The organism is Pseudomonadales bacterium, from assembly GCA_024234165.1.
Classification (GTDB): Bacteria; Pseudomonadota; Gammaproteobacteria; order Pseudomonadales; family UBA5518; genus UBA5518.
In genome coordinates this window covers 38,892-53,185 of the sequence record JACKOP010000002.1, presented here as the reverse complement: position 1 = coordinate 53,185, position 14,294 = coordinate 38,892, and the positions used below count along the sequence as shown (strand labels likewise).

At 62.1% G+C, this 14,294-nt stretch carries 14 protein-coding genes, 1 tRNA gene and 1 pseudogene; 15 read left to right on the top strand and 1 reads right to left on the bottom strand.

The window, feature by feature from the left end; translation table 11 throughout:
• Nucleotides 1-9 precede the first annotated feature (9 nt).
• Genes moaC through H7A12_05975 form a run of 5 tightly spaced genes read left to right on the top strand, consistent with a single transcriptional unit; the run spans nt 10 to nt 2,422 of the window.
• Nucleotides 10-519 (top strand): cyclic pyranopterin monophosphate synthase MoaC, encoded by a 510-nt coding sequence (moaC, locus tag H7A12_05995; GenBank protein MCP5320364.1) that lies wholly within the window; start codon nt 10-12, stop codon nt 517-519.
• Nucleotides 513-764, top strand: coding sequence for a MoaD/ThiS family protein (locus tag H7A12_05990; GenBank protein MCP5320363.1), 252 nt, complete (start codon nt 513-515; stop codon nt 762-764). The genes moaC and H7A12_05990 overlap by 7 nt, the downstream gene beginning before the upstream one ends.
• Nucleotide 765: 1 nt before the next feature.
• A complete protein-coding gene (gene moaE, locus H7A12_05985; protein ID MCP5320362.1) occupies nt 766-1,236 on the top strand; it encodes a molybdopterin synthase catalytic subunit MoaE in 471 nt (156 codons plus the stop codon).
• 19 nt (nt 1,237-1,255) lie between these two features.
• Nucleotides 1,256-1,732 (top strand): flavin reductase family protein, encoded by a 477-nt coding sequence (locus H7A12_05980; GenBank protein ID MCP5320361.1) that lies wholly within the window; start codon nt 1,256-1,258, stop codon nt 1,730-1,732.
• A gap of 6 nt (nt 1,733-1,738) precedes the next feature.
• Nucleotides 1,739-2,422 carry an NUDIX hydrolase gene (locus H7A12_05975; GenBank protein ID MCP5320360.1) on the top strand — a complete coding sequence of 228 codons (684 nt, stop codon included), beginning with the start codon at nt 1,739-1,741 and terminating at the stop codon, nt 2,420-2,422.
• Nucleotides 2,423-2,530: 108 nt separating this feature from the next.
• Here H7A12_05975 and H7A12_05970 read toward each other — a convergent pair whose 3' ends face one another.
• The gene (locus tag H7A12_05970) at nt 2,531-3,715 is read right to left on the bottom strand and encodes an MBL fold metallo-hydrolase (protein ID MCP5320359.1); all 1,185 of its coding nucleotides are present in this window, start codon (nt 3,713-3,715) and stop codon (nt 2,531-2,533) included.
• 246 nt (nt 3,716-3,961) lie between these two features.
• On the opposite strand from H7A12_05970, the gene H7A12_05965 reads away from it, so the two are divergent.
• The 10 genes and pseudogenes from H7A12_05965 to H7A12_05920 all read left to right on the top strand — a co-directional run bounded on the left by H7A12_05965 (nt 3,962) and on the right by H7A12_05920 (nt 14,160).
• Entirely contained in the window at nt 3,962-4,765 is an 804-nt protein-coding gene (locus tag H7A12_05965) for an enoyl-CoA hydratase (protein ID MCP5320358.1), read from the top strand.
• A gap of 60 nt (nt 4,766-4,825) precedes the next feature.
• Nucleotides 4,826-4,902, top strand: a tRNA-Arg gene (locus H7A12_05960).
• A 118-nt stretch (nt 4,903-5,020) separates the two neighbouring features.
• A pseudogene (locus H7A12_05955) lies at nt 5,021-5,116 on the top strand (transcriptional regulator).
• 10 nt (nt 5,117-5,126) lie between these two features.
• Nucleotides 5,127-6,695 carry a type I restriction-modification system subunit M gene (locus H7A12_05950; protein MCP5320357.1) on the top strand — a complete coding sequence of 523 codons (1,569 nt, stop codon included), beginning with the start codon at nt 5,127-5,129 and terminating at the stop codon, nt 6,693-6,695.
• A complete protein-coding gene (locus H7A12_05945; protein MCP5320356.1) occupies nt 6,692-7,738 on the top strand; it encodes a Fic family protein in 1,047 nt (348 codons plus the stop codon). The genes H7A12_05950 and H7A12_05945 overlap by 4 nt, the downstream gene beginning before the upstream one ends.
• A 5-nt stretch (nt 7,739-7,743) precedes the next feature.
• Nucleotides 7,744-9,066: a restriction endonuclease subunit S gene (locus H7A12_05940; GenBank protein ID MCP5320355.1), complete on the top strand. Its 1,323-nt coding sequence runs from the start codon at nt 7,744-7,746 to the stop codon at nt 9,064-9,066.
• Nucleotides 9,063-9,599, top strand: a complete 537-nt coding sequence (locus H7A12_05935; GenBank protein MCP5320354.1) for a zeta toxin family protein — start codon at nt 9,063-9,065, stop codon at nt 9,597-9,599. The genes H7A12_05940 and H7A12_05935 overlap by 4 nt, the downstream gene beginning before the upstream one ends.
• Complete coding sequence (locus tag H7A12_05930) at nt 9,596-9,784, top strand: hypothetical protein (protein ID MCP5320353.1); 189 nt, start codon at nt 9,596-9,598, stop codon at nt 9,782-9,784. The genes H7A12_05935 and H7A12_05930 overlap by 4 nt, the downstream gene beginning before the upstream one ends.
• 162 nt (nt 9,785-9,946) lie before the next feature.
• Nucleotides 9,947-11,146: an ATP-binding protein gene (locus H7A12_05925; protein ID MCP5320352.1), complete on the top strand. Its 1,200-nt coding sequence runs from the start codon at nt 9,947-9,949 to the stop codon at nt 11,144-11,146.
• Entirely contained in the window at nt 11,143-14,160 is a 3,018-nt protein-coding gene (locus H7A12_05920) for a type I restriction endonuclease subunit R (protein MCP5320351.1), read from the top strand. The genes H7A12_05925 and H7A12_05920 overlap by 4 nt, the downstream gene beginning before the upstream one ends.
• Nucleotides 14,161-14,294 lie beyond the last annotated feature (134 nt).

The following is a 14,294-nucleotide window of genomic DNA, read 5'->3' as shown; positions in this document are numbered from 1 at the left end:
TACGAGGAAATGGTGAAGGTGAGCGAACAGCAATCGGGGCTGACCCATCTCAACGCCTCCGGTGAGGCGCACATGGTCGATGTCGGCGCCAAGGCCGTGAGTGCTCGCGTTGCGATTGCCGAGGCGTGGGTGCGCATGCAGTCGGCAACGCTCGATCTGATTGCGCACGGCGGGCACGCGAAGGGGGATGTGTTTGCGGTCGCGCGCATCGCGGGCATCCAGGCTGCCAAGCGTTGTGCCGATCTGATTCCGCTCTGCCACCCGCTCGGGCTGGATGCCGTCGAGGTGCAGCTTGCCTGCGTTCCGGAGCGCCAGGCGGTACGGATCCGAACCGAGTGCCGCGTGCAGGGGCGCACTGGCGTGGAGATGGAAGCACTCTGCGCCGCGTCGGTCGCCGCGCTGACCGTCTACGACATGTGCAAGGCGGTCGACCGTGGCATGGTGATCGACGGCGTGCGTGTGCTGGAGAAAAGCGGTGGCCGATCGGGGCACTGGCGTGCGGAGGAGGGAACATGCTGACGGTGCGGTTTTTCGCTGCGATCCGTGAGCGGGTCGGACGGTCTGCGATCGAAATCGCCTGGGACGATTCCTGTGCCGGGATCACGGAACTGGTGCAGCGGCTGGAGCGCGAGATTCCCGGTGCGACCGACGTGCTGCTCGCCCCGCGCACGCTGGTGGCGGTGAACCATGAGGTCGTGGCACGCGACCATGCGCTACGCGACGGTGACGAGGTGGCGTTCTACCCGCCGGTGACCGGAGGTTGAGATGACGAGTGACGTGACTCCCGAAGTGGAGATCCGCGAAGCGGACTTCAGCGTGGACGAGGAGTACCGGCGCCTGCGCGGTGCGGGTGGCCACAACGGCGCCTGCGTGCTGTTCAGTGGTCTGGTGCGCGAGCACGGCGCCTGCGGTGATCTGCAGTCGCTGGAACTCGAGCACTATCCCGGCATGACCGAGGCAAGTATCGCCGCGATCGTCGTCGAGGCACGCACCCGCTGGCGGATTGGAGCCGTACGCGTGATCCATCGCGTCGGGCGCCTCGTACCTGCAGACCAGATCGTGCTGGTCGGGGTCGCCAGCGCGCATCGTGGCGATGCGTTTGCCGCCTGCGAGTTCATCATGGACTACCTGAAGACGCGCGCACCGATCTGGAAAAAGGAAACCGCTGCAACGGCATCGCACTGGGTCGAGAGTCGCGACAGCGACACGGAGTCGGCGGCGCGCTGGAGTGCATGAGCGTGCTGCGAGCGTGACGATGGGATTCGACAGCGTACAGTTTCGCGAGGCGCTGGGGCGTTTTGCTACCGGTGTCTGCGTGATCACCGCAAATCCGCCGGGGCATCCGCCGTTCGGCCTCACGGTGAATTCCTTCGCCTCGCTGTCGCTGACACCACCGCTGGTGCTGTGGAGCCTGCAGAAGGACTCGCTCAGTACCGAGGCGTTCCGCGCCGCACGCAGCTACTGCGTGAACGTCCTGACGCAGGAGCAGCGCCCGCGCGCCGAGCGTTTCGCACGCCGCGGCGCGCACCTGCTGCATGCCGGGGAGTACGTGGCAGGCCACGACGGGCTGCCGCTGTTGCCCGATGCGCTCGCAAGGTTGCAGTGCGACATCGAAGCGCGTCACGATGGCGGCGATCACACGATCCTGGTCGGGCGCGTGCGCAAGCTCGACGTTGCGTCTTCCGGCAAGCCGTTGCTGTTCTATGCGGGGGCGTACCATGCACTCGGTTGAACGACGATGAAGTACTGCAGCGAGTGTGGCGGTCCGGTTTCACTGCGCACCCCGCCGGGTGACGATCGCGAGCGCTATGTCTGCGATCGCTGCGCCACCGTGCATTACCGCAATCCGCGTATCGTCGTCGGCTGTCTGCCGGTGCATGGTTCGCAAGTGCTGCTGTGCCGGCGCGCGATCCAGCCGCGGCGCGACTACTGGACGTTGCCGGCCGGCTTCATGGAGATCGGCGAAAGCACGCTTGAAGGCGCACGACGCGAAACCTGGGAGGAAGCACACGCCCGCGTCGAGGACGAAACGCTCTATACGATCTTCGACCTCCCGCATATCTCGCAGGTCTACATGTTCTATCTCGCACGACTCGGTACGCCGGAATTCACTCCCGGTCACGAGAGTCTCGATGTCGCGCTGTTCAGCGAGGACGCGATCCCCTGGACCGAACTCGCATTCCCGGTGATCGGCCTGACCCTGCGGCGCTTTTTTGAAGACCGGCGCTGCGGCGTGTTTCCGATCTATCGCCAGACCCTGCTTCGCGAAGACTGGAGCCTGCTCCGCCCGCAGGTCGGCATTCATGCCGACGGAATGGAAGGACGTAGGTCGGCATTCATGCCGACGGAATGGAAGGACGTGGGTCGGCATTCATGCCGACGAATTCATGCCGACGATTCGCGCCGGCACCCGTCGGGTTGAAACCCGACCCACGTCGCTCGGCATTCATGCCGACGGAATGGAAGGATGTGGGTCGGCATTCATGCCGACGGGATCGGTGGGCGTAGGTCGGCATTCATGCCGACGAATTCACGCCGACGCTTCCAATCGCTTGATGCGCTGCTGCAACCAGCCGACCAGCCAGAAATTGCCGGTCGTACAGAACGTCTGTGCATCCGTCAGCAACTCGCGATGAATGCGCAGCATCAACGCACGCGCGGACGCATTGCCCGGCTCCGCATTCAGCACGATGTCGAGCAGGTGCATGGCTTCTTCGGGCTTTCCTGCAGCGAGCTTGCTCTCGGCACGTGCCACCAGAGACGCAGCCCCGGCAAGCTCGACCAGATCCGCGTGCACGGACTGCTGTGACACGCTGTACAGTTCGGTCGTCGATTCGTGCTTGAACCAGCCGGCATAGTTCTCCCAGATCGCGCGGATGCTCCAGCTCAGCTTGCCGTAGCCCTGGCCGACTTCGCACTCGGCAGGCAGGCGGATCTGTTCCTGCAGTGTGCCGATGTCCTTGCCCTCGTTCATGCCCTTCACGACTTCGTCGTGCACGTAACGTACGGCGTCGCGCCAGGCGGTCAGCTCCGCGCGGATCACGTCCGCGCCGACGACCGGCTCGTGATGTCCGTACACCAGGAGTTGCGCGTCCAGGTCGAGCACGGCCTGCGCCGCCGCGGCGCAGGTCAGCGCGTCGCGGTAACGGTCGCCACGGATCGTCACCAGGTTCGGGAAGTGACCGAACGGGCAACCGAACAGGTTGCCGGTGAACACGATGCGATGCTGCGGCAGCCACACGACCAGCGAATCGTTGGTTTCGGCCCCGGGCACGGCGAGCAGCACGATATCGAGTCCGCCGAGGCTGAACTCGTGACGCTTGTCGAACAGCAGGTCCGGCGTCGGGCGATCCTGCGGGTTGATGGCGGTATAACCCGCAGCCGCGTAGCGCTTGAATACCTGCTCGAACTCATCCTGGAAGCGAAACGCCGAGCGCGCTGAGCGAAACGTCGCCAAGCGGGCATCGTACGCCTGGTGCTCGGGATTGCCGGCCTGTGCGATGTAGACCAGCCCCGGGTGCAAATCGCGGAAATACTGGACTCCGCCTACGTGATCCACATGCCCCTGGGTGGTGACCAGGTAGCGGATCGGAACCGTCGAGAAGCGTTCGAGATTGTGGCGATGCACCGGCGCCTCGAAGCCCATGCCGCTGTTCAACAGCACGCCACCTGCGGGCGTCTCGATCAGGTAGACGTTGGAGTTGCCTTCGGACATCACGATGAAATCGTTGACGCGACCACAGTGCTGATCGAACTCGGCGGCAGCGGGGCCTACGCGGCGGTGTTTGTAGATCGCGTCTCTCATGAGGGTGCTCCGGATGATTGTGCCCGTGGATGATATGAGACACGGCCGGGATACACAAAGACGCATACCAGTCTCCGGCAACGCCTGGCCGGGAATGCCTTCCGGCTCCGGCCTCGCACGGTTATGATCCGGCCTCGATCGCCAGGGAGACATCGAATGTCCTACGTGAAGATAACCCGCCCACGCCACGCCGTTGCACAGGTCACGCTCGATCGGCCCGAGCGCATGAACGCGATGGCCTTCGACGTGATGGTGCCCCTGCGCGAGGCGCTCGAGGAATTGAGTTTCGACAACTCGGTGCGCGTGGTGATCCTGACCGGAGCCGGAGAAGCGTTCTGTTCCGGCGCCGATCTGGTCGATCCGGGCTATCTGTCGATCTTCGACGGGCTGACGATGTCGGGAATCGCGCGCCGCGCCCTACGGGTGATGGACGACGTCGTGAAGACGATGCGCGACATGCACCAACCGGTGATCGCTGCGATCAATGGTGCAGCGATCGGCGGTGGCTTCTGCCTGGCGATGGCGGCCGATATCCGCATCGCTGCCGAGCAGGCCTACTTCCGGGCTGCGGGAATCAACAACGGGCTGACTGCGGCGGAACTGGGGCTCAGCTTCACGCTGCCGCGTGCGATCGGTTCCACACGGGCGTTCGACATCATGCTGAGCGGACGTGACGTGGACTCGGAGGAAGCGGAGCGCATCGGTATCGTCGGGCAGCGCTGCACACGCGAGGAACTGCTGGAACGTTGCTACGCGTACGCCGAGCGCCTGATCGGCCTCAGCCATCTTGGCGTCGAGCTGACCAAGCAACTGTTGTGGGCCGGGCTCGAGGCAAGCAGCATGCAGTCGCACATCAACCACGAGGGGCACGCGCAACTGTTCGTTCGCATGACCACGCGCAACTTCGAGGAAGCGATCACGGCACGCAAGGAGAAGCGCAAGCCCGTGTTCAAGGACTGAACGCAGCGGTTTCCCGGGGATGCACCGTGACCGGTGCCGCCCCTATACTGCGCGCCCCATGCGCCCGTAGCTCAGCTGGACAGAGCAGCGGCCTTCTAAGCCGTTGGTCGGGGGTTCGAATCCCTCCGGGCGCGCCAATGAATCAAGCAGTCACAGCTTGACGGTAAATGGACTTTGCGACCGTAAGTGCAGCCGTAAGTGCATTTCGCTCAGAAGGTGTGCAGGTGGCCGAGCCGGCGCAGTGCGTCGACCAGCGTCATGGAAGGCTACGGTCTGGTCGAGCTCATGCGCGACGGGCACGGCGTGGAGCCGGTGGCGCTGGCGACCAGTTTCAGGATTCTGATCGACTGAAGGTTCGGACGTGAACAACAACAAGGAAGCCGAACGGGCGGAACTGCACAAGACCATCTGGCGCATCGCCAACGATCTGCGCGGCGCCGTGGATGGCTGGGACTTCAAGAGCTATGTGCTCGGCATGCTCTTCTACCGCTTCATCTCGGAGAACCTCGCGGCCTATCTGAACGACGAAGCGCATCGCGCCGGAGAGAAGGACTTCGACTACGCCGCGCTCGCCGACGCCGACGCCGAACAGGGTCGCACCGAAACGGTGAAGGAAAAGGGCTTCTACATCCTGCCCTCGCATCTGTTCGCCAACGTGCGCCAGCAGGCGCGGCAGGACGCCAACCTCAACGAAACGCTGAGCCGCGTGTTCAAGGACATCGAAGGCTCGGCGCTCGGCGCCGACAGCGAAGACGATCTCAAGGGCCTGTTCGACGATCTCGACGTCAACAGCAGCAAGCTCGGCCCCACCGTCGCCAAGCGCAATGAAAAGCTGGTCAAACTGCTCGACGCCATCGGCGACCTGCCGCTCGGCAGCTTCACCGACAACACCATCGACCTGTTCGGCGACGCCTACGAATACCTGATGCAGATGTACGCCTCGACGGCCGGCAAATCCGGCGGTGAGTTCTACACGCCGCAGGAAGTCTCCGAACTGCTGGCGCGCATCGCCGTCAGCGGCAAGACCGGGGTCAACAAGGTCTACGACCCGGCCTGCGGCTCCGGCTCGCTGTTGCTCAAGTTCGCCAAGGTGCTGGGGTCGGAAAACGTGCGGCAGGGCTTCTTCGGTCAGGAAATCAACCTGACCACCTACAACCTGTGCCGCATCAACATGTTCCTGCACGACGTGAACTACGAGAAGTTCGACATCGCGCACGGCGACACGCTCATCGACCCAGCGCATTGGGACGACGAGCCCTTCGAGGCCATCGTCTCCAACCCGCCGTATTCGATTCGCTGGGCAGGCAAGAGCAATCCGCTGCTCATCAACGACCCGCGCTTCGCACCCGCGGGCGTGCTCGCGCCCGAGAGCAAGGCCGACCTCGCCTTCACGATGCATATCCTCTCGTGGCTCGCGACCAGCGGCACGGCGGCCATCGTCGAATTCCCCGGCGTGCTCTATCGCGGCGGCGCGGAGCAGAAGATCCGCCAGTACCTGATCGACAACAACTACGTCGATACCGTCATCCAGTTGCCGCCCGATCTCTTCTTCGGCACCACGATTGCCACCTGCGTCATCGTGCTGAAGAAGTCCAAGCGCGACAACGCCACGCTGTTTATCGATGCGTCCGCTGAGTTCGTGCGCAGTGGCAACAAGAACAAGCTGACGGACGCCAACCAGCAGAAGGTGCTGGACGCCTTCACTACCCGCCAGGACATCACGCACTTTGCCAAGCGGGTTGAGAACGCTGACATCGCCGCCAACGGCTACAACATCGCGGTGTCGTCCTACGTCGAACAGGCCGACACGCGCGAGGCGGTAGACATTCGCGCGCTCAACGCACAGATCGCTGGCATCGTCACAAGGCAAGCGGAACTGCGCACGCAGATCGACGCCATCGTGGCCGATCTGGAGGGCGAGCAGCGATGAACGAATTCGGAAAATACAAGAAAATCGGCGACCCGGACAAACGCCAGAAGGCGGAAAACTGGCGCGTTGCCATCGGCCTGCAGCAGGTGGACGGCCTCACGCCATCCCGATACCTCATCAAGATCGCCACAGACAATATCGAAGGGAAAATTTCCGTCGAAGAGGCGGAAAAGCAGATCGCGGCCTATTACCGACAACACCCGCCCAAAACACCTGGCGAGCAGGACGAGCGTGAGGCGGATGAAGTTTCATCCCGCATCAACAAGCTGCTCAGCAAAAACGCCTTCACGCTCAGCCCCGCCGAATATGTCGCCATACACAAACATCTTTTCACGGGAATTCTGGACGCAAGAACAGCAGGACATCTCCGCGACTACGACATCACCAAGGCAGAGCCGATTCTGAACGGCGACACCGTGCACTATGGCAGCGCGCTCAATCTGCGCGAAACGCTGGATTACGATTTTGCGCAGGAAAAGAAATTCTCCTATCGGGGCCTGTCGAAAAAAGCAGCGGCGGCGCATATCGCCAGATTCATTTCCGGCATCTGGCAGATCCACCCCTTCGGCGAAGGCAATACCCGTACCACAGCCGTGTTTCTTGTCAAATATCTGCGGGCGCTTGGATTCAGGGCCGACAATGCACTGTTTGAAGAAAACGCGCTTTATTTTTGCAATGCACTGGTACGCGCCAATTACAAAAATCTGGAATACGACATCGAAGAAACCACGGAATACCTGAGCCGTTTTTTTGGCAACCTGCTGTTTGGCGAAAGGAATGTCCTGAAAAACCGCGACATGCTGATCTTCCATGCACCAGAAAACCACCAGAAAACCACCAGAAGACCACCAGAAAACCACCAGAAAATTCTTGTGGCACTGGCACATGAGCCCTCAATCGGCCGTCAGGAATTGGCCCGATTGCTGGGCCTGACGGAAAACCAGGTGCGAGGTGCAATGAACAAGCTGCGCGCTGCGGGCACCATCAAACGCGTCGGCCCGGACAAAGGCGGGTACTGGGAAGTGCTGGAGAAACAGCCATGAGCCGGATGGATGAAGCCGGTGCCTCACGCGAAGGCGCGAAGACGCGAAGCCGGATTGATGAACTGATTGCCGAGCTTTGCCCGGAGGGGGTGGAGTTCAGGGCGCTTGGTGAGGTTGCGGCTTACTCAGATACACGGACTGATGCAAGCGAGCTTGACTCAGCGACATTCGTTGGCGTTGACAACTTGCTGCCCAATACCGCGGGAAAGACCGATGCGAGTTACGCAGCGAATACAGCCCGGATCACTGCCTATGAAGTTGGCGACATCCTTCTTGGGAATATTCGTCCGTACCTCAAGAAAATCTGGCTGGCGGACAACAGCGGTGGATGTAGTGGTGATGTATTGGCCGTTCGTATCGCCGAGGCACATCGTCAAGAACTCCTGCCTGAGTTTCTCTACCGCCTGCTCGCTTCCGATATCTTTTTTGCCTACAACATGCAACACGCTAAAGGCGCGAAGATGCCACGCGGCAGTAAAGAAGCGATTCTGAAATATCGCATCCCAATCCCGCCGCTTGAAATCCAGCGCGAAATCGTGAAGGTGCTGGATACGTTCACCCAGCTGGAGGCGGAGCTGGAGGCGGAGCTGGAGGCGCGTCGGCGGCAGTACCAGTACTACCGCGACGCGCTCTTGACCTTCCTGCCTGACCGGCAGGCAGGCGGCGAACGCACGGATACTGACGCAAGCAAGCAAGCAAGCAAGCAAGCAAGCAAGCAAGCAAGCAAGCAAGCAAGGCTAATGGCAATGGGTGAAATCGGTACATTCATTCGTGGCCGTCGCTTCACCAAGGACGACATCGTCGAGCACGGGATTCCGAGCATCCACTACGGCGAGATCTACACGCATTACGGCGTAGCCACCGCATCGACCGTCTCGTATGTCCGTGCGGACGTCGCGCAGCAACTGCGGTATGCGCAACCGAACGACGTCGTGATCGCCGCAGTAGGCGAAACGGTCGAGGATGTCGCCAAGGCTGTGGCGTGGCTTGGTGACGAAGACGTTGCGATTCACGATGACTGCTTTCTTTTCCGGCACTCGATGAACCCGAAGTTCGTGTCTTACTGCCTTCAGACCGAGGCCTTTCACGCACAGAAGAACAAATATGTCGCCCGCGCCAAGGTGAAGCGCCTGTCCGGCGAGAGCCTTGCGAAGATTCGCATTCCTGTGCCACCGCTTGAAGAACAGGATCGCATCGTCGCCATCCTCGACAAGTTCGACGCGCTGGTGAACGACCTCTCCTCCGGCCTGCCCGCCGAGATCAAGGCACGGCGTCAGCAATACGAGCACTACCGCGACCGCCTGCTCAGCTTCCGGGAGGCGGCATGACGCCGATCGATACCGCAAACAGGAAGATCATCATCATTGCCGGCCCCAACGGCGCAGGCAAAACCACGTTTGCCCGTTCCTTCCTGCCCGCCGAGGCGCAATTGCCGCGCTTCATCAATGCCGATCTGATCGCCGCCGGGCTGGCTCCATTCGCTCCGGAGACCGCCGCCATCAAGGCCGGCCGGCTGATGCTGGAAGAAATCGAGCACTGCGCAAAGCGCGGCGAAAATTTCGCTTTCGAGACCACGCTTGCGGGGATCGGCTATCTGCGCCACATCGCGCAATGGCGCGCCCAGGGCTATCGGGTCAGTCTGTTTTTCCTGAGTCTGCCCAACGTCGAAATCGCCATCGCCCGCGTTGCGGAGCGCGTACATCAAGGCGGACACGATATCCCGGAAGCCGTCATCCGGCGCCGCTTTGCCACAGGCTTGAAGAACTTTCATGATTACTATCGCGACGCCGTGGATGACTGGGCGCTTTACGACAATTCCGGTAGCACGCCCGTGATGCTGGAGTGGGGAGAAAACACATGACCCAACAGGAACTCGGCAAGGCCAAAAACCCGGATCTGCGCGCATCGCTGGCCGCCTTGCAGCGTGCGGCGGAACTGGCGCGCCAGGCCGCCGTACAGACCAACACCGCCATCGTGGTGGTTCAGGACGGCAAACTGGTCCGCATCCCGGCCGAGCAATTGCGAAAGACCATGCATCCCGCATGAACGAAGCGCACGCGCCCTCCCGCTACGAACCGATCGCCCTTTCCAGCGAAAGCACTGGCGTCGCGGAGTTCGTGCGCCCGCACGAGGCGCGCGAGGAACGCTAGCAGTCCGAGGCGGCACAGCTTGTTTTACTCAATACGTTGAGTAAATATACTCAACATTATGAACAGCCTCTCTTTTCAGCGTCCGCAGGTGGCCGTACTGACGGCGCGCCTGAATGAGCCGCGACGCTTCATCCAGGTGGTGGCCGGGCCGCGTCAGGCGGGCAAGTCCACTCTGGTGCAGCAGGCCACCGAGCGGCTGGCCATGCCGGTGCGTCAGGCGAGCGCGGATGAGCCCACGCTGCGCGGCACCGACTGGATCGCCCAGCAGTGGGAGGCGGCACGTCTGTCCATCGTCGGTCCGGAGGGGGCTGTGCTGGTACTGGACGAGATCCAGAAGATCCCGGGCTGGTCGGAAACGGTTAAGCGTTTGTGGGATGAGGACACGCGCGCCAGGCGGCCTCTCAAGGTGGTGGTGCTCGGCTCTGCGCCGCTCTTGATCGCCCAGGGCCTGACCGAAAGCCTGGCCGGGCGCTTCGAAACTCTCGCGGTATCGCATTGGTCGCTCGCGGAGATGCGCGCCGCCTTTGGCTGGTCGCTGGACGAGTATGTGTTCCATGGTGGCTATCCCGGTGCCGCGCCGTTGATCGGCGAGCCGCAGCGCTGGTCGCGCTACGTCCTCGACAGCCTGATCGAGACTTCGATCTCGCGTGACGTGTTGTTGCTCACGCGCGTCGACAAGCCCGCCTTGCTGCGCCGTCTGTTCGAGCTGGCCTGCCGCTATTCCGGGCAGGTGTTGTCTTACACCAAGATGCTGGGGCAGTTACAGGATGCCGGCAACACCACCACGCTGGCCCACTACCTGGAACTGCTGGCGGGTGCGGGCATGGTCTGCGGCCTGCCGAAGTACGCAGGCGACGTGGCACGCAGCCGTGGCTCCAGCCCCAAGCTGCAGGTGCTCAATACGGCGCTGATGACGGCGACCAGCGGCTACACGCTGGAGACGGCGCGCACCGACCGCGAGTTCTGGGGGCGGCTGGTGGAATCGGCGGTGGGCGCGCACCTGGCCAATGCCACCCTGCGCGGCGAGTGCACGCTGCACTACTGGCGCGAGCGCAACCACGAGGTGGATTTTGTCGTGCAGACCGGGCGCATGCTCACCGCCATCGAGGTAAAAAGCGGCCGCGCGCCCCAGGCGCACGCGGGTACGGCGGCCTTCGTGCAGGCCTTCCGGCCGCAACGCACCCTGCGGGTGGGTGGAGACGGTATCGCACTGGAGGATTTCCTGATGCAGCCGGTTGCGCATTGGGTGGCGGCATGAGCCAGGATCCCAAGTCTTGCCGCTACGAGCCGATCGCGCTTTCCAGCGAAAGCACCGTCGTCGCGGAGTTCGTGCGCCCGGACGAGGCGCGCGAGGAGCGCTACCAGTCCGAAGCGGCGCTCGAACGGGACTTGATCGAACGCCTGCAGGTGCAGGCCTACGAGTATCTGCGCATCGGCAGCGAAGCCGATCTCATCGTCAACCTGCGCCGCCAGCTGGAGGCACTGAACAGGATCACGTTCAGCGATACCGAATGGAAAGCGTTCTTCAGCGAGAAGATCGCAGGCAGCAACGACGGCATCGTCGAGAAAACCGCGCGCATCCAGGAAGACCATGTCCAGGTTCTGAAGCGCGACGACGGCAGCACCAAGAACATCTACCTGATCGACAAGCAGAGCATCCACAACAACCGCCTGCAGGTCATCAACCAGTACGAAGTCGAAGGCATGCGCGCCAACCGTTACGACGTGACCGTGCTCGTCAACGGCCTGCCGATGGTGCACATCGAGCTGAAGCGCCGGGGCGTGGACATCCGCGAAGCGTTCAACCAGATCGACCGCTACCAGCGCGACAGCTTCTGGGCCGGTTCTGGCCTGTTCGAATACGTGCAACTGTTCGTCATCAGCAACGGCACGCTGACCAAGTACTACAGCAACACCGTGCGCGATGGCCACCTGGCCGAACAACGCAGCAAGCGCGATCGCAGGAAGACTGCCAACAGCTTTGCCTTCACCAGCTGGTGGGCCGACGCGAAGAACCAGCCGATCACCGAGCTGGCGGATTTCACCCGAACCTTCTTCGCCAAACACGCGCTGCTGAACATCCTCACCCGCTATTGCGTGTTCGACGTGGACCGCAAGCTCCTCGTGATGCGGCCCTACCAGATCGTCGCGGCCGAACGCATCCTGCAACGCATCAATACGGCCACCAATCATCGGCAACTGGGCACGCTGGCGGCGGGCGGCACCATCTGGCACACCACCGGCAGCGGCAAGACGCTGACCAGCTTCAAGGCCGCACAACTGGCGCGCGGCCTGCCGGAGATCGACAAGGTGCTGTTCGTGGTGGACCGCAAGGATCTGGACTATCAGACCATGCGCGAATACGAACGCTTCGAGAAAGGCGCGGCCAATTCCAACACCTCGACGGCGGTGCTGCAGAAGCAGCTGGAAGATGCCAACGCACGCATCATCATCACCACCATCCAGAAGCTCTCCCGCTTCGTCGCCAGGAACCGGAAACACCCTGTCTACGACGCGCACGTCGTCGTGATCTTCGACGAATGCCACCGCAGCCAGTTCGGCGACATGCACGCGGAGATCACCCGAGCTTTCAAGCGCTACCACCTGTTCGGCTTCACCGGCACGCCGATCTTTGCCGACAACGCGGGCACGGGCGGCAACCCGAAGCTGCGCACCACCGAACAGGCCTTCGGCGACAGGCTGCACACCTACACGATTGTCGATGCCATCAACGACAGGAACGTGCTGCCGTTCCGCATCGATTACATCAACACCATCAAGACCGCGCCTCACGTCGCCGACAAGCAGGTGTCGGCCATCGACACGGAGCGGGCGCTGCTCGCGCCGGAGCGCATAACGCAGGTCGCGGGCTACATCCGCGAGCACTTCGATCAGAAGACCAAGCGTTCCGCCTTCTATCGCCATGGCGGCAAACGGCTCAATGGCTTCAATTCGCTGTTCGCCACGGCGTCCATCGACGCGGCGAAACGCTACTACACGGAGTTCGCCAATCAGCAAAAGGACATCCCGCCTGCGCAACGACTGAAGATCGGCCTGATCTACAGCTTCGCCGTCAACGAGGATGTCGATGGCCTGCTCGAAGAAGAGGAGTTTGAAACCGAGGGGCTGGATCAAGGCTCGCGCGATTTCCTCGATGCGGCGATCCGCGACTACAACGGCCTGTTCGCCACCAACTTCGACACCAGCGCCGACAGGTTCCAGAACTACTACAAGGATCTGTCGCAGCGGCTGAGGAACCGCGAGCTGGACCTCGTGATCGTGGTCAACATGTTCCTCACCGGCTTCGACGCCACCACACTCAACACGCTGTGGGTGGACAAGAACCTGCGGGCACACGGGCTGATCCAAGCGTATTCGCGCACCAACCGCATCCTCAATTCGGTCAAGACCTACGGCAACATCGTCTCCTTCCGCGATCTGGAGCAGGCCACCAACGACGCACTGGCGCTGTTCGGCAACAAGGACGCCCAGGGCATCGTGCTGCTCAAGCCCTATGCGGACTACTACGCCGAATACCAGAAGAAGGTTGCGGAACTCGTGGCGCTGTTCCCGCTCGATACGGCTATCACCGGCGAGGCGGCGCAGAAGGCGTTCATCAAGCTGTTCGGCTCCATCCTGCGGCTGAAGAACATCCTCACGGCCTTCGACGACTTCGCGGGCAACGAGATCCTCAGCGAGCGGGATTTTCAGGACTACCAAAGCCTGTACCTGAACCTCTACGCCGAATTCCGCAGCGTGAACGAGGCCGAGAAGGAAGCGATCAACGACGACGTGGTGTTCGAGATCGAGCTGATCAAGCAGGTCGAGATCAACGTCGATTACATCCTGATGCTGGTCGAGCGCTACATCAGGGCCAGGGGCACCGCCAAGGACAGGGAGATCCGCGCGACCATCGAGCGTGCTGTCAGTTCCAGTCCGTCACTGCGCAACAAGAAGGACCTCATCGAGCAGTTCGTGGATTCCGTTTCGACGACAGCCAGGGTGGATGCGGAATGGCAGGCCTTCGTCGCTCGGAAGAAAGCCGAGGAGCTCGAGCGGATCATTGCCGACGAGGGTTTGAACGCCGACGAGACGAAGGCATTCGTCGACAATGCCTTCCGCGATGGCGCGATCCCGACCACGGGCACGGCCATCACGAAGATTCTGCCGCCGGTGTCGCGGTTCGCGAAGAACAACAACCATGCGGCGAAGAAGCAGACCGTGCTTGACAGGCTGGCTGCGTTCTTCGAGCGGTATTTCGGGCTGGGGTGATGCCATGGTCGAAACGACGGCTCCCCGTCGTTCCGCCTGGTGCCGTCACTGCTTGCTTCCAGCCGGGTGGCTCACCGAGTACAGTTCGGGACATCTCGCCTCGCGGGCACAACATCAGCTTGTCTTGTAAAGAA

What these genes read in the sequence shown, in the direction of transcription:
- moaC (MCP5320364.1), top strand. Translation starts at nt 10, where the DNA reads ATGGTGAAGGTGAGCGAACAGCAATCGGGGCTGACCCATCTCAACGCC.
- H7A12_05990 (MCP5320363.1), top strand. Translation starts at nt 513, where the DNA reads ATGCTGACGGTGCGGTTTTTCGCTGCGATCCGTGAGCGGGTCGGACGG.
- moaE (MCP5320362.1), top strand. Translation starts at nt 766, where the DNA reads ATGACGAGTGACGTGACTCCCGAAGTGGAGATCCGCGAAGCGGACTTC.
- H7A12_05980 (MCP5320361.1), top strand. Translation starts at nt 1,256, where the DNA reads ATGGGATTCGACAGCGTACAGTTTCGCGAGGCGCTGGGGCGTTTTGCT.
- H7A12_05975 (MCP5320360.1), top strand. Translation starts at nt 1,739, where the DNA reads ATGAAGTACTGCAGCGAGTGTGGCGGTCCGGTTTCACTGCGCACCCCG.
- H7A12_05970 (MCP5320359.1), bottom strand. Translation starts at nt 3,715, where the DNA reads ATGTCCGAAGGCAACTCCAACGTCTACCTGATCGAGACGCCCGCAGGT.
- H7A12_05965 (MCP5320358.1), top strand. Translation starts at nt 3,962, where the DNA reads ATGTCCTACGTGAAGATAACCCGCCCACGCCACGCCGTTGCACAGGTC.
- H7A12_05945 (MCP5320356.1), top strand. Translation starts at nt 6,692, where the DNA reads ATGAACGAATTCGGAAAATACAAGAAAATCGGCGACCCGGACAAACGC.
- H7A12_05940 (MCP5320355.1), top strand. Translation starts at nt 7,744, where the DNA reads ATGGATGAAGCCGGTGCCTCACGCGAAGGCGCGAAGACGCGAAGCCGG.
- H7A12_05935 (MCP5320354.1), top strand. Translation starts at nt 9,063, where the DNA reads ATGACGCCGATCGATACCGCAAACAGGAAGATCATCATCATTGCCGGC.
- H7A12_05930 (MCP5320353.1), top strand. Translation starts at nt 9,596, where the DNA reads ATGACCCAACAGGAACTCGGCAAGGCCAAAAACCCGGATCTGCGCGCA.
- H7A12_05925 (MCP5320352.1), top strand. Translation starts at nt 9,947, where the DNA reads ATGAACAGCCTCTCTTTTCAGCGTCCGCAGGTGGCCGTACTGACGGCG.
- H7A12_05920 (MCP5320351.1), top strand. Translation starts at nt 11,143, where the DNA reads ATGAGCCAGGATCCCAAGTCTTGCCGCTACGAGCCGATCGCGCTTTCC.